Annotated in this window: 12 protein-coding genes; 10 read left to right on the forward strand and 2 right to left on the reverse strand. The window is 70.5% G+C overall.

The genetic code is table 11. From position 1 onward, the window contains the following. The 6 genes from pqqD (at window position 1) to ACYVIP_RS14245 (ending at window position 6,507) form a co-directional block, all read left to right on the forward strand. Window positions 1-258, forward strand: a complete 258-nt coding sequence (pqqD, locus tag ACYVIP_RS14220) for a pyrroloquinoline quinone biosynthesis peptide chaperone PqqD (RefSeq protein ID WP_460396138.1) — start codon at window positions 1-3, stop codon at window positions 256-258. Beyond that, a complete protein-coding gene (pqqE, locus tag ACYVIP_RS14225) occupies window positions 255-1,355 on the forward strand; it encodes a pyrroloquinoline quinone biosynthesis protein PqqE (protein WP_460396140.1) in 1,101 nt (366 codons plus the stop codon). Before pqqD ends, pqqE begins: the two co-directional genes overlap by 4 nt. After that, the gene (pqqB, locus tag ACYVIP_RS14230; protein ID WP_460396142.1) at window positions 1,352-2,242 is read left to right on the forward strand and encodes a pyrroloquinoline quinone biosynthesis protein PqqB; all 891 of its coding nucleotides are present in this window, start codon (window positions 1,352-1,354) and stop codon (window positions 2,240-2,242) included. The genes pqqE and pqqB overlap by 4 nt, the downstream gene beginning before the upstream one ends. Before the next feature lie 58 nt (window positions 2,243-2,300). Further along, window positions 2,301-2,876 (forward strand): isopentenyl-diphosphate Delta-isomerase, encoded by a 576-nt coding sequence (idi, locus tag ACYVIP_RS14235; protein WP_460396144.1) that lies wholly within the window; start codon window positions 2,301-2,303, stop codon window positions 2,874-2,876. 565 nt (window positions 2,877-3,441) lie between these two features. Then, a complete protein-coding gene (locus ACYVIP_RS14240) occupies window positions 3,442-5,367 on the forward strand; it encodes an intein-containing Rv2578c family radical SAM protein (protein WP_460396146.1) in 1,926 nt (641 codons plus the stop codon). A gap of 111 nt (window positions 5,368-5,478) precedes the next feature. Further along, entirely contained in the window at window positions 5,479-6,507 is a 1,029-nt protein-coding gene (locus tag ACYVIP_RS14245; protein WP_460396148.1) for a PLP-dependent cysteine synthase family protein, read from the forward strand. 9 nt (window positions 6,508-6,516) lie between these two features. Here ACYVIP_RS14245 and ACYVIP_RS14250 read toward each other — a convergent pair whose 3' ends face one another. Continuing rightward, window positions 6,517-7,521 carry a hypothetical protein gene (locus ACYVIP_RS14250; protein ID WP_460396150.1) on the reverse strand — a complete coding sequence of 335 codons (1,005 nt, stop codon included), beginning with the start codon at window positions 7,519-7,521 and terminating at the stop codon, window positions 6,517-6,519. 218 nt (window positions 7,522-7,739) lie between these two features. On the opposite strand from ACYVIP_RS14250, the gene aspS reads away from it, so the two are divergent. The 4 genes from aspS to ACYVIP_RS14270 all read left to right on the forward strand — a co-directional run bounded on the left by aspS (window position 7,740) and on the right by ACYVIP_RS14270 (window position 12,429). Further along, window positions 7,740-9,521, forward strand: coding sequence for an aspartate--tRNA ligase (aspS, locus tag ACYVIP_RS14255; protein WP_460396152.1), 1,782 nt, complete (start codon window positions 7,740-7,742; stop codon window positions 9,519-9,521). Window positions 9,522-9,525: 4 nt separating this feature from the next. Beyond that, window positions 9,526-10,467, forward strand: a complete 942-nt coding sequence (locus ACYVIP_RS14260) for a DUF389 domain-containing protein (protein ID WP_460396154.1) — start codon at window positions 9,526-9,528, stop codon at window positions 10,465-10,467. Between the two features lie 132 nt (window positions 10,468-10,599). Next, window positions 10,600-11,799, forward strand: coding sequence for a hypothetical protein (locus ACYVIP_RS14265; RefSeq protein ID WP_460396165.1), 1,200 nt, complete (start codon window positions 10,600-10,602; stop codon window positions 11,797-11,799). Between the two features lie 45 nt (window positions 11,800-11,844). After that, window positions 11,845-12,429 (forward strand): SMI1/KNR4 family protein, encoded by a 585-nt coding sequence (locus ACYVIP_RS14270; protein ID WP_460396167.1) that lies wholly within the window; start codon window positions 11,845-11,847, stop codon window positions 12,427-12,429. 5 nt (window positions 12,430-12,434) lie between these two features. Here the strand turns inward: ACYVIP_RS14270 and ACYVIP_RS14275 are convergent, their stop codons facing one another. Continuing rightward, on the reverse strand, window positions 12,435-13,019 hold the full coding sequence (locus tag ACYVIP_RS14275; RefSeq protein WP_460396170.1) for a hypothetical protein: 585 nt from the start codon (window positions 13,017-13,019) through the stop codon (window positions 12,435-12,437). Window positions 13,020-13,069: the final 50 nt, after the last annotated feature.

Here is a 13,069-nt window from a genome sequence, read left to right on the forward strand (position 1 = left end):
ATGTCGGGAAAGCCGCGGTTGCGCCGCGGGGTCCGGCTCACGTTCGACAAGACCAGGGACACGCACGTGCTGCTGTTCCCCGAGGGCGTGCTGGTGCCCAACGCGACCGCGGCCGCGGTGCTCGCGCTCTGCGACGGCACCAGCGATGTCGACCAGATCGCCGCGAAACTCGGCACGCGGTTTCGCGGCGTCCGTGCCCAGGACGTGACCGACGTGCTCACCCGGCTCGAGGACAGGAGGGTCGTGGAGTGGACGTGACCGTCGAACCACCGCTCGGAATGCTGGCCGAACTGACCCATCGCTGCCCGCTGCACTGCCCGTACTGTTCCAACCCGGTCGAGCTGGCCGCCAAGCGCGACGAGCTGCCCACCGAGCGGTGGCTCGAGGTGATCGACGCGGCCAGGGACCTCGGGGTGCTGCAGGTGCACATGTCCGGTGGCGAACCGCTGTTGCGCCCGGACCTGCCAGAACTGGTCGGTCGCGCCTCGGACCTCGGCTGCTACGTCAACCTCGTCACCAGCGGCCTCGGCCTCACCCAGCCCAGGCTGGCCGACCTGGCCGAGCGCGGCCTGGCCCACGTGCAGTTGTCGGTGCAGGGCGCCGACGCGGCCCGCGCCGACCTCATCGCCGGCGCCCGGGCCCATGCCCGCAAGATCGACGCGGCCGCGGTGGTGCACGAGGTCGGGTTGCCGTTGAGCGTGAACGTTGTCCTGCACCGGGCCAACCACGACCAGGTAGGCGCGCTCATCGAGCTGGCAGAACAGCTCGGCGCCGACCGCCTCGAACTCGCCAACACCCAGTACTACGGCTGGGCGCTGCGTAACCGCACGGCGTTGATGCCGACGCCGGCGCAGCTCGCCGCCGCGGAACCGATCGTGCGCGCCGCCACCGAACGACTCCGCGGCCGGATGCAGATCGTCTACGTCGTCGCCGACTACTACGAGAAGTTCCCCAAGCCGTGTATGTACGGCTGGGGCGCCCGCCAGTTGACCGTCGCGCCCAACGGCGACGTGCTCCCGTGCCCGGCGGCGTCGGTGATCACTACGTTGCCGGTGGAGAACGTGACCCGCAGGCCGCTGGCCGAGATCTGGTACGAGTCGGAGTCGTTCAACGCCTTCCGTGGCGAGGGGTGGATGCGCGACCCGTGCCGGACCTGCGACCGTCGCGCGCTCGACTTCGGCGGCTGCCGGTGCCAGGCGTTCATGCTGACCGGTGACGCCTCGGCGACCGACCCGGTGTGCTCCCGGTCGCCGAACCGCCAGCTGGTGGACGGGATCCTCGCCAGCGAGGCCGAGACCGTCCGGTCGGCCGGCACTCCGGAGTTCGTCATGCGCGCGCCGACGGTGGTGCGGTGAAGGTCCGACTGCTCGGCACCGCCGCCGGCGGCGGTTTCCCACAGTGGAACTGCGCCTGCCCCCGGTGTGCCGCCTGCCGCGCCGGCTCGCCCGACGTGCCGCCGCGCGCCCAGGACTGCCTGGCCGTCAGCCAGGACGGTCAGGACTGGTACCTGGTCAACGCCTCGCCCGACATCCGCGCGCAGCTCCTCGCCGAGCCGGCGCTCACCCCCGGCCCTGGTCCTCGGGACACCCCACTGCGCGGCGCGCTGCTCACCGACGCCGAGTTGGACCACACCCTTGGCCTGATGCTGCTCCGCGAGAGCGGCGGCCTGCCGGTGTGGGCGCCGCCGGCGGTGCTGCACGCGCTCGCCGACCGGTTCCCGATCCGCGACACCGTCGCCCGCTACGGCGACTGGCGGTGGCAGCCGGTGGGCGCGGCGATCGGCGGTCTCACCGTGTCGTCGTTCGCGGTGAGCGACAAGCGCCCCAAGTACGCCAGGGACTCCACGGTGGCCGGCCCGTGGGTGGTGGCGTACCGCATCGAGGACCCGGCCACCGGCGGATCCCTGGTGTACGCGCCGTGTCTGGCGACCTGGCCCGTCGGCTTCGACGAGTTCGTCGCCGGAGCGGACTGCGTCCTGCTGGACGGGACGTTCCACTCCGCCCGCGAGATGACCGGTACCGGCACGAGTGCCGCGGCCCAGCACGCGATGGGCCACGTCCCGATCGACGGTCCGGACGGCAGCCTCGCCCGGATCCGGTCGCTCGCGTCGCCGGGAACTCGCTGGCTGTACACCCACCTGAACAACACCAACCCGGTACTCGACCGCGGCACCCCCGAGTACCGACAGGTGGTGGCCGCCGGGGTCGAGGTGCCGGTCGATGGGACGTCCCTGGACCTGTGAGGCGTCCCGGTTGCCGGGCCAGGCATGCTTGAGCAGGTCGCCGAACGAGGAGATGTGCATGGAACAGGTCGTCCTGCTCGATGAGCAGGGGCGGGGTATCGGTACCGAGGACAAGGCCACGGTGCACCACCGGGACACCCCATTACACCTGGCGTTCTCGTGTTATCTGTTCAACCGGTCCGGCGAGTTGCTGGTGACTCGGCGGGCACGGTCGAAGATGACCTGGCCGGGTGTGGTGACCAATTCCTGCTGCGGCCACCCCGCACCGGGTGAGCCGTTCACCGGCGCGATCACCAGAAGGCTCCGCGACGAGTTGGGCCTGCCGGCGCTCACGGTCGACCTGCTGCTGCCCAGGTTCCGCTATCGCGCCGTCATGGCCAACGGTCTGGTCGAGAACGAGCTGTGCCCGGTGTTCCGCGCGGTCAGCGACGCCCGGCCGCGGCTCGCCCCGGCGGAGGTGGACGAGTACGGCTGGGTGTCGTGGCCGCTGTTCGTCAGCCTGGTGACCGGCGGCGAGCTCGCCGTTTCGCCGTGGTGTCGCGAACAGGTCGAGCAACTGGTGGCCCTCGGCGACGACCCGTTGGGTTGGCCGGTCGCCGACGACGCGGAACTGCCGCCGGCCGCCGCCGACTAGGGCGAGTCGACTTTCTTGGGTTGTCAAACAGCGAACGCTGGTACGAGGCCAACGTGATCAGGCGAGCGAACCCGGCTGACTGATCGGGTGGTGCGGGCGGTGGTGGTCGACGCCGGGGCGAGCGGGCCGACCACCGCCGCCCGCATGGCCGAGGTGGGTCCTGGCGGTTCAGGTGTGGTCGGCCGAACCGCCGTCGACGACCACCTCGGGGGTCGTCGGTGTGCTGGCGCCGGCTGGCTGGCTACGCGACGAGCCGACGGGACACCGGTAATCGGCAGGCGTCGGCGGCCGGAACGCGCACCTCGACCCAGCCGACCGTGCGCTGGTCGGTTGGGGTGTCGGTTCTCGGCCGCAATGTCATGACGAACACGTTAGACAGTGGGTCCGACAATTGTGGAATGGAGGGTGTTTCCGCAGGTAGGAGTGTTATTGGCGTCCGTGGGCCGGTCGCGGGGGCCGGTGCGGCTGGGTGTGCTCGGCGGCCGGGAATCGGTCCGCTCGGCGCCGCCGACCCGACCGGGTGACCTTGATTGACACCGTCTCGAACGTGTGTTCGACTGTGATCGTGCGATGGGACAGCCAACGGGTAGACCAACAAGGACAGCAGGCCCTGCCGGGCCTGCCCGGCCTGGTGCGCAGCGTGGAGACGCCGGAGTTCGCCGGCATGGTCTTCCACGAGGTGCGGGCCAGATCGGTGCTTAACAAGGTGCCTGGCAAGTCGGCCATGCCGTTTCAGTGGACGATCAACCCATACCGAGGATGCAGTCACGCGTGCCGGTACTGCCTGGCCGGTGACACGCCCATTCTGCTCGCCGACGGGCGCACCCGCGCGCTGGCCGAGCTCAGAGTGGGCGACGAGATCTACGGCACCGAGCGTCAGGGCGGTCGCCGCCGGTATGTGACCACGACCGTGCTCGCGCACTGGTCGACGGTCAAGCCCGCCTACCGGTTGACCCTGCGCGACGGCACCCAACTGATCGCCAGCGGCGACCACCGGTTTCTCACCGACCGCGGCTGGCGGCACGTGGCGCCCAACACCGAACGCCGGCGACGAGCGGTGCTCAGCACGGGCGACAAGCTGGTCGGCACCGGTGGGTTCGCCGCCGCGCCCAAGGGCCGGATCGAGTACCGGTGCGGCTACCTGTCCGGCATCGCCGGCGGGTTGGCCCAACCCACCGACCCGCAGGTCCTCGCGCGGGCGCAGGAGTATCTGACCGGCGCCGAGTCGATCAGCCTGCCGGTCGAACGGCCGCTCGTGCCAAGCGAGGAGTGGCACAAGGGCCTGCTGGCCGGCGCGTTCGATGTCGACGGCGAGTTCGTCGACGGGCGTCTGCGAGTGGCCCGCACGGCCAGGGCCAACGTCAGCACGCTCTGCGATGCGTTGCTGCGTCTGGACTTCCGGTTCGTGCTGGACGACTCGGGCCATCGCAGCGGCGTCCAGCGGATCCGGCTCAGCGGCGGCCTGGCCGAACATCTCCGGTTCCTGCACACCGTCGATCCGGTCCGCACCGGCGACGGCGAGTTGACCGGCACGGCGATCAAGGCGGCCGAGCGATTAGGCATCGAGACGGTCGAGGCGCTCGATCTGGAGCTGCCGCTGTTCGACATCACCACCGGCACCGGCGACTTCATCGCGAACGGCGTGGTGAGCCACAACTGTTTCGCGCGAAACAGCCATACCTACCTCGATCTGGACTCTGGCAAGGATTTCGACACCCAGGTCGTGGTGAAGGTGAACGCGGTCGAGGTGCTGACCGCGCAGCTCCGCTCACCGCGCTGGACCCACGAACACGTTGCCATGGGGACGAACACCGACCCGTACCAACGGGCGGAGGGCCGGTACAAGCTGATGCCGGGGATCATCCGCGCGTTGGCCAACAGTGGCACCCCGTTCAACATCCTGACCAAGGGCACGGTGTTGTCCCGGGATCTCCCGTTGCTGCGGGAAGTGAGCGCCGACGTCCCGGTCGGCTTGGGTGTCTCGATCGCGCTGGTCGACCGAGAACTCCAACGCAGCCTCGAACCGGGCACCGCGAGCCCGCAGGCAAGGCTGGAGCTGGTTCGCAAGATCGTCGACGCGGGCCTGCCGTGTGGGGTGTTCGTCGGTCCGGTGTTACCCGGGCTGACCGACTCGATCGAACAGTTGGACTCGCTGCTGGCGGCGATCGCGGCGACGGGCGCGACCGGGGTCACGGTGCTCCCGCTGCATCTGCGCACCGGGGCGCGGGAATGGTTCGCCACGTGGCTGGCCGGCGAACATCCCGAACTGGTGCCGAGCTATCGCCAGATCTACGCGCGGGGCGCCAACGCGGACATCCGCTACCGCCGCTGGCTGGGGCGGCGGGTCGGACCGCTGTTGCGCAAACACGGCCTGGCTGGGAAAGAGAGCCGATCACCACGAGAGGAGGAACCGACCTGGCCGAAGGGCAGCCTGGTGTCCATCCCGGAGCAGGCCACACCCGTGCGGCAGGAGCAACTGGAACTGCTCTGAACACTGTTTCCTGGCCACTGTTTCTTGGCCATGACTCTGCGCCATGTCGTACCGGAAAGGGGTCGTGTCGCGTACGGATCGACCGGTGGGCTGCCGGATAGGGTCCGCGCCATGGGAGCGGGCAACACTGAGCCGTGGGCGGAGGACGCGATCCGGCGGGTGCGGGCGGAGCTTCGGGCCACACCGTTGCGACGGTTGGCACCGGCCTCGGGTGGCGGAGTTGAGATCCTGCTCAAGGACGAATCCGTCCTGCCAACCGGGAGTCTCAAGTACCGCCACCTGCGGGCCATGTTCTGCCATGCCATCGCCAACGGGCACATCACCGCCGGCACGCACGTCGTCGTGGCGACCGGAGGGTCGGTCGCGGTCGCCGGGGCGTACTTCGCCCAACTGCTGGAACTCCCGTTCACCGCGGTCGTTCCGGCCAGGACCGGTGCGGATGTGCTGGCGCGGATCGAGCGGCACGGCGGGCGTTGGCGGTTCGGCGAGTTGCCGCCGGTGTCGATCCAGGAGGAGGCCGCCGCGTTCGCACAACAGCTCGGTGGCTACTTCCTCGACCACTTCGCCGACGTGGACGCCGCGATGTCCGAGAGCGGGCCGACGATCGCCGACGAGGTGCTCGAGGAGGTGACGCCGGAGTGGATCGTGGTCGGTGTGGGCACCGGTGCCACCTCGGCGGCCATCGGCCGGCACCTGCGGCGGCTCGGGCTGTCGACCCGGCTCGCGGTGGTGGATCCGGAGAACTCGGCGTACTTCCCGGCGTGGGTGACCGGCGCGGCGGACTACGGCACGGGCATGCCGTCCCGCATTCCGGGAATCGGTCGGCCGCGGGTCGAGCCCGGGTTCCAGCCGGACCTCATCGACCTGGTGATCCCGGTGGCCGACGCCGCCTCGGTGGCGGGCATGCGGTGGCTGCGCGGCCGGGCCGGCATCGACGCGGGGCCGGCGACCGGGGCCAATCTGTGGGGTGCGCGGTATCTGGCCGAACTGATGCGTACGGAGAGTAGGACCGGCAGCGTCGTGACGATCAACGGCGACGGTGGGGAGGCCTACCGCGGCACCCACCTCGACCCGGAGTGGGTCCGCGCTCGAGGAATCGATCCCACCTCGTTCGAGGACGAGATGGCGGAGTGGAACTAGCGAGTGGAACTAGGCGCGGTCGTGCGGCCAGTCCCAGCGGATGCAGAACGTCCCCGGGCCGAAGTCGAGGGCGACGGCGTGCGCCTCGCCCGCCGCGTTGACCTCCACCTTGCGGCGCGTGGTGGTCTGCTCCTCGGGATCCACCGTGTACTGCTCGCAGTAGGCCGGCAGGGCGCGGGGGTCGAACCGCAACTCCAGCACGAACTCGCGCACCGGGGTGGTGAACTTGCGGCAGTAGGTGTCATCGCCCCGCGAGTACGGCGGCCCGGGGTGGTTGAGCGCGTACTCGACGATCGTCGTCTCGCCTCGGGCGAGTGGGGCGTTGAGCAGGATCTCGGCCGCGATCAGGCCGGCGGCCTCGTCGCGGGCGATGCGGCCGATGCGGCACGACTGGTGCGCGGTGATCTCGGGGAACGGGCGGCCGATGCGCTCGAGGTCGTAGACCATCAGCGTCCGGTCGACACCGTCACGTTCGGCGCGCAGCACCTGCCGCACACCGATCCGCTTGTCGCCCCGGTCGACGCCGACATCGATCCGGTCGTGCTGGCTGAGTTTGGTCAGCGCGGTCTCGGTGGTGAAGTCGATCCGCTTGAGCAGCTTGGTCACCGGTTCGCGCTCCGGCCACATCGCCTCGATCGGCAGCCTCGACGACTCGCGCTGCACGCGCCCCCGCGGCCGAGGCGGCCCCAGCAACGCGATCAACGAGCCGGGCGCCACCCCGAGGACCGACTCCAGATGGCCCAAGGCGGCCAGGGACTCGGCGCGTTCCGGCCGTCGTCTGCCGGACTGCCAGTAGCTCAGCGCGGTGACACTGACCGACACCCCGCGCGCCCGTAACCGGTACTGGATCCGGTCCAGGCTGAGCCCACTGGCCTGGATCGCGGTCCGCAGCGCGGTGGGAAACGCGTCGGCCGCCAGGCTGTCCGTTGGCTGGTTGGTGAGTGCGCGCCGAATGTCGCCTGCCGCCGCTCGGTGCAATTCCCGAACTGGTTCGCGGGTCGCGCCGCCAGCCATCGTGGTCTCCCTGCGTTCGCCCCCCAGCGATTCCTACCACCTGGTAACCAACACCCTACGGGGTGACCGCAAGGCTTGGTAGCCGTCACGTTAAATCCGCGAGTGATCACCTTGCTGCGTAGGGTGATGGTAAACCCGCAAACCTGCTGGGCGGAACCGCCGTGGCGTTGGCTAGCCTGCTCTCGTTCCCACGAAAACCCGACAGGAGAGAGCACGCCGTGATCCGCACGCACGAGGCTGGCACGCTTCGCGCCGAAAGCGCTGGTCAGACCGTCACCTTGAGCGGTTGGGTCGCCCGCAGGCGTGATCACGGTGGGGTCATCTTCGTCGACCTTCGTGACGCCTCCGGGGTCGCCCAGGTCGTCTTCCGCGAAGGGGAGATGGCCGAGCGCGCCCACCAGCTGCGTTCCGAGTTCTGCATCAGGGTCGTCGGTGAGGTGTCCCGCCGGCCGGCGGGCAACGAGAACCCGGAGATCGCCACCGGTGACGTCGAGGTGCTGGTCACCGAACTCGAGGTGCTCAGCGAGGCCGCCGCGCTGCCCTTCCAGCTCGACGAGCACCTGACCGTCGGCGAGGAGGTCCGGCTGCGCTACCGCTACCTGGACCTGCGCCGCGCCGGCCCCGCCCGCGCCATGCGGATGCGCAGCGAGGCCAACCGCATCGCCCGTCAGGTGCTGCACGACGACGACTTCGTCGAGGTCGAGACCCCGACGCTGACCCGCTCCACCCCCGAGGGCGCCCGCGACTTCCTCGTCCCCGCCCGGCTGCGGCCGGGCTCCTGGTACGCGCTGCCGCAGTCCCCCCAGCTGTTCAAGCAGCTACTCATGGTCGGCGGTCTCGAGCGGTACTACCAGATCGCCCGCTGCTACCGCGACGAGGACTTCCGCGCCGACCGCCAGCCCGAGTTCACCCAGCTCGACATCGAGATGAGCTTCGTCGAGCAGGACGACGTGATCGCGCTCGGCGAGCGGATCGTCGCCGCGCTGTGGCGCGACCTCGCCGACCACGAGATCCCGCTGCCGATCAGGCGGATGACCTACGCCGACGCCATGTCCCGCTACGGCACCGACAAGCCGGACCTGCGCTTCGACCTCGAGCTCACCGAGCTGACCGACTACTTCGCCGACACGCCGTTCCGGGTGTTCCAGGCGCCCTACGTCGGCTCGGTCGTCATGCCCGGCGGCGCCGACCAGCCCCGCCGCCAGCTCGACGCCTGGCAGGAGTGGGCCAAGCAGCGCGGCGCCAAGGGCCTGGCCTACGTCCTGGTCGGCGCGGACGGCACCCTCGGCGGCCCGGTCGCCAAGAACCTGTCCGACACCGAGCGCGATGGCCTGGCCAAGGTGACCGGCGCCCAGCCTGGCGACTGCGTGTTCTTCGCCGCCGGCACGCCGTCGGACGCCCGTGCGCTGCTCGGCGCGGCCCGGCTGGAGATCGGCAAGCGGCTGGGTCTGATCGACGAGTCGGCCTGGTCGTTCGTCTGGGTGGTCGACGCCCCGCTGTTCGAGGAGGCGGAGGCGGCCCGCAGCGCGGGCGACGTCGCGGTCGGCGGCGGTCGGTGGACGGCCGTGCACCACGCGTTCACCTCGCCGAACGCCGACTGGATCGACGGCTTCGAACAGGATCCGGCCAACGCGCTGGCCTACGCCTACGACATCGTCTGCAACGGCAACGAGATCGGCGGCGGGTCCATCCGTATCCACCAGGCCGACGTGCAGAAGCGGATCTTCGAGGTGATGGGCATCGCCGCGCAGGACGCCGAGGAGAAGTTCGGCTTCCTGCTCGAGGCGTTCAAGTTCGGCCCGCCCCCGCACGGCGGCATCGCGTTCGGCTGGGACCGCATCGTCATGCTGCTGGCCGACGAGCCGTCCCTGCGCGAGGTCATCGCCTTCCCCAAGACCGGCGGCGGCTACGACCCGCTGACCAGTGCCCCGGCCCCGATCACGCCGGAGCAGCGCAAGGAGGCCGGCGTGGACGCGAAACCGGCCCCGGCCAAGGGCTAGACACGTGCTGCACCTCCGGGTGATCAGCCCGCCGGCGCAGACCGACGACGTCCTCGAACGACTGACCGCGCACCCGGGCACCGCGCATCTGATCGTGCTGCGCGGTGCCGCGGTCGCGCCGCCGGGCGACCTGATCGAGGCCGACATCGCCCGCGAGGCCGCCGACGAGGTGCTCAGCTCGCTGTGCGCGCTCGGCCTGGACCACACCGGCGGCATCACCCTGGAGCAGATCGACACCGCCCTGTCCGACGCGGCCGACCGGGCCGAGAGCAACGCGCCCGGCGACGCGGCCGACGCGGTGGTGTGGGAGGAACTGCTCGCCCGCACGGGGGAGGAGTCCCGGCTCAACGGCGTCTACGTCGCGTTCCTGTCGATCGCCTGTCTGCTCTCGGCCGTGGGTGTGATCATCAACTCACCGGTCACGATCGTCGGGGCGATGGTTCTCGGCCCGGAGTTCGGGCCGCTCGCCGCGCTCGCGGTCGGGATCGTGCGCGGGCGCTGGGACCTGGTCCGCCGGGCGTCGATCGCGCTCGCGATCGGCTTCCCGGTCGCCATGGCGATCACCGCGTTGGGCACGTTCGTCGGCAGCGCGGCCGGGCTGTTCGACGCGAGCGCGTTGACCGGCGAGCACGATGTGGACTTCGTCTACGAGGTCGGCCCGTGGTCGCTGATCGTCGCGGTGCTCGCCGGGGCGGCCGGGATGCTGGCGATGACCTCGGCCAAGTCGGCCGCGCTGGTCGGCGTGTTCATCTCGGTCACCACCGTGCCCGCCGCGGGCTACGCGAGCGTCGCGGCCATTCTCGGCGAGTGGTCCCGGTTCTTCGAGTCCACCAGACAGCTCGGGGTGAACCTGATCGGCATCGTGGTCGCCGCCGCGGTGGTGCTGCTGGTGCGCCGGGCGACCTGGACGTCGCGGGACGCGGGCCGGCCGCTCCCGACCGGGTGACCAGAGCCTGGCCAACCAGCCGCAACGTACTCGAGATGAACCCGTTTCCGTTATTTGTCCCCGGAATGCTGGCTACTTGATCGATGGACATGACTACGGTCGGTGCCAGGAGCGGGAGTAGGGTCTGAGGAGATGAGTGTGGAAACCGCCGCGGACCCACCGGCAATCGGTGGCGAAGCGGATCCAGAAGTGTTGGCGACCGTGGTCGCGGCGGAGTCTGTGCTCAGCCGCCGGTTCGGCGCGAAGATCAAGTTGACCGAGGCGGAGGACCTCGGTGGCAGTGAGCGATCGGTGGTGGTGCGGGTCCGGGTCTCGACAAGCCCGTTTTCGTTGCCCCGCACGATGGTGCTGAAACGGTACGTCGAGCCGCTCGAGAACCACTGCGACAGCTTCACCCGTGAGGCGGCCAGCTACCAGCTGTTCACCGCGCTGGCCTCCGAGGACCGGATGTGCCCCGAGCTGTTCGCGCACGGCGCGGACAGCAGGCTGGTCGTCCTCGAGGATCTCGGTGGCGCGCCCACCCTGGCCGACAAGCTGCTCGGCAACGACGCGCGGGCCGCCGAGCGCGCGCTGCTGTCCTACGCGCGCTCACTCGGCCGGCTGCACGCCACCACCGCCGGCCGGGAGGCGGACTTCGACGCGCTGCAGCGCAGGCTGACCCCGCCCGACCTCAAGGACCCGCTGGCCGTCGACGGCGCCACCGCGCTGGCCGAGCTGCCGGGCCTGCTCGCCGACGAGATCGGGCTGCCGATCTCCTCGGCCACCCTCGAATGCGCCGAACGCAGTCGCCTGCTGCTGGACAACGGGCGGCACCGGGCGTTCAGCCCGTCGGACTCCTGTCCGGACAACAACCTGATCACCACCAAGGGCGTGCGGTTCCTCGACTTCGAGGGCGGCTGCGTGCGCAACGCGATCTTCGACGCGGCGTACCTGCGGGTGCCGTTCCCGTCGTGCTGGTGCCCGTTCGCGTTGCCGGCCGGGATGACCGACGCGATGCTGGCCGGTTGGCGCGCCGAGGTGCGGGTGGTGTGGCCGGACCTCGACGAGGACTCCGTGCTCGTCCCGCGTCTGCTGGACGCCCAGCTGTTCTGGGTGTGGCTGACCACCTGGCAGTACTTCACCAGCCCGGAGGCGGCCCAGACCCACTCGACGAACCTCGCGCACACGCCGAGGGAGAGCCAGGTGCTCACCGACCGCTGGCGCAGGCTCGTCGACGCGGCCGTCGCGGCCGGGGTCGATCCGGTCGCCGAACACGCGACCAGGGTGCACGAGGCCCTGCGGCGGCGCTACGACAACGACCAGCCGTTGCCGCTCTACCCCGCCTTTCGCTGACTGACCCAGCGAAACCGGCGCACCACCGGTTGGCATGATGTCGCGATGCCCCACGACGTCGACGGCAGCTGGGACCGGATCGAGGCCTGGTTGCGGACCAACGCCCCCACCAGCGACGAGCATCTCGGCATCCCGGCGCGCCGGGACGAGATCCCGCCCGTCGCGACCCTGGTCGACGAGCCGCTGCCCGATGAGCTGGTCGCGTGGTGGCGTCGCTCGTGCGGGACGACCAACTTCATCGCCGGTCGCCTGCTGCTCGGACACGCCCCGTACTCGATCGCCGAGGCCGTCGAGTGCCGCGCGATGATGCTGGACATCGGGGGCCTGGACGACGCGGACCTGTCCGAGCTGTCGGCCGAACCCGCGGGCACCCCCAGCTGGAACTGGCTGCCGATGTGGGTGCCCATCGCCCACGACAGCGGTGGCGACTGCCTGTTCGTCGACTTACGTCCCGGCGCGGAGCGCGGCTGCGTCATGGACTGGATCGAGACCGAGGGCGCGTCGTTGGAGCCGAAATGGCCCGATGTCGCCACCATGCTCACGGAGATCGCCGACGCGCTGGAGCACGGCACGGAGATCGCTGGCGTCCGGGCGACGGCTCGCGACGACGGCATCCTCGACTGGGTCTAGCCGCCTCAGTTCTTGGTGAACCGCACGCCGTCTCCGGCGAGCGCGCGCAGGTCACGCACCGTCTCGTCGAGCGTGATGTCCTTGTACTGCTCGGAGATCGCGATCGGCGAGCCGAAGGTGATGGCCAGCCGCCGCATCCGGCGGTCCTGCGCGCCGTCCAGCGAGCCGGCGAGCTCGGTGCGGACCTGCTCGGGAAGGTCGAAGGTCAGATAGCGGGCGGTCGACTTGCGCCGGCCGTGCCAGGTGGTCAGCGCGATGCCCTTGATCTCCGACCAGTCCAGCCGCACCGACGCCGGCCGCAGGAAACCACCGGTGCGCACCCAGACATGCGTGTCGTCGGCCGCGAGCGCGGGCCCGAACGCGATCTCCGACCGCAGGCCGAGCACCTCGAGCACACAGCCGAGCAGGCAGAGCGCGCCGATCACGCCCCACACGCCGAACGCGGTGCCGGTGGCGACCATGCCGAGTACGGCGATCACCGTGGTCACCGCGAACATCACCAGTGTCGGTAACTGCCCGCGGATCGCCGCGCGCCGCTCCGGGCGTACCACCAGGGTGCGGTCCTCGGGGATCCGGGTCGTTCGCTGCACGGCGGCAGCGTAGCGGGAGCGAGCACGCCGATCCGGCGGCCTCCGCGCCC

The sequence above is a fragment of the Actinophytocola sediminis genome (genome assembly GCF_054779715.1).

Coding starts and splice junctions, on each gene's coding strand:
- ACYVIP_RS14245 (WP_460396148.1), top strand. CDS start 5,479: ATGGGAGCGGGCAACACTGAGCCGTGGGCGGAGGACGCGATCCGGCGG.
- idi (WP_460396144.1), top strand. CDS start 2,301: ATGGAACAGGTCGTCCTGCTCGATGAGCAGGGGCGGGGTATCGGTACC.
- ACYVIP_RS14265 (WP_460396165.1), top strand. CDS start 10,600: ATGAGTGTGGAAACCGCCGCGGACCCACCGGCAATCGGTGGCGAAGCG.
- pqqD (WP_460396138.1), top strand. CDS start 1: ATGTCGGGAAAGCCGCGGTTGCGCCGCGGGGTCCGGCTCACGTTCGAC.
- ACYVIP_RS14250 (WP_460396150.1), bottom strand. CDS start 7,521: ATGGCTGGCGGCGCGACCCGCGAACCAGTTCGGGAATTGCACCGAGCG.
- ACYVIP_RS14270 (WP_460396167.1), top strand. CDS start 11,845: ATGCCCCACGACGTCGACGGCAGCTGGGACCGGATCGAGGCCTGGTTG.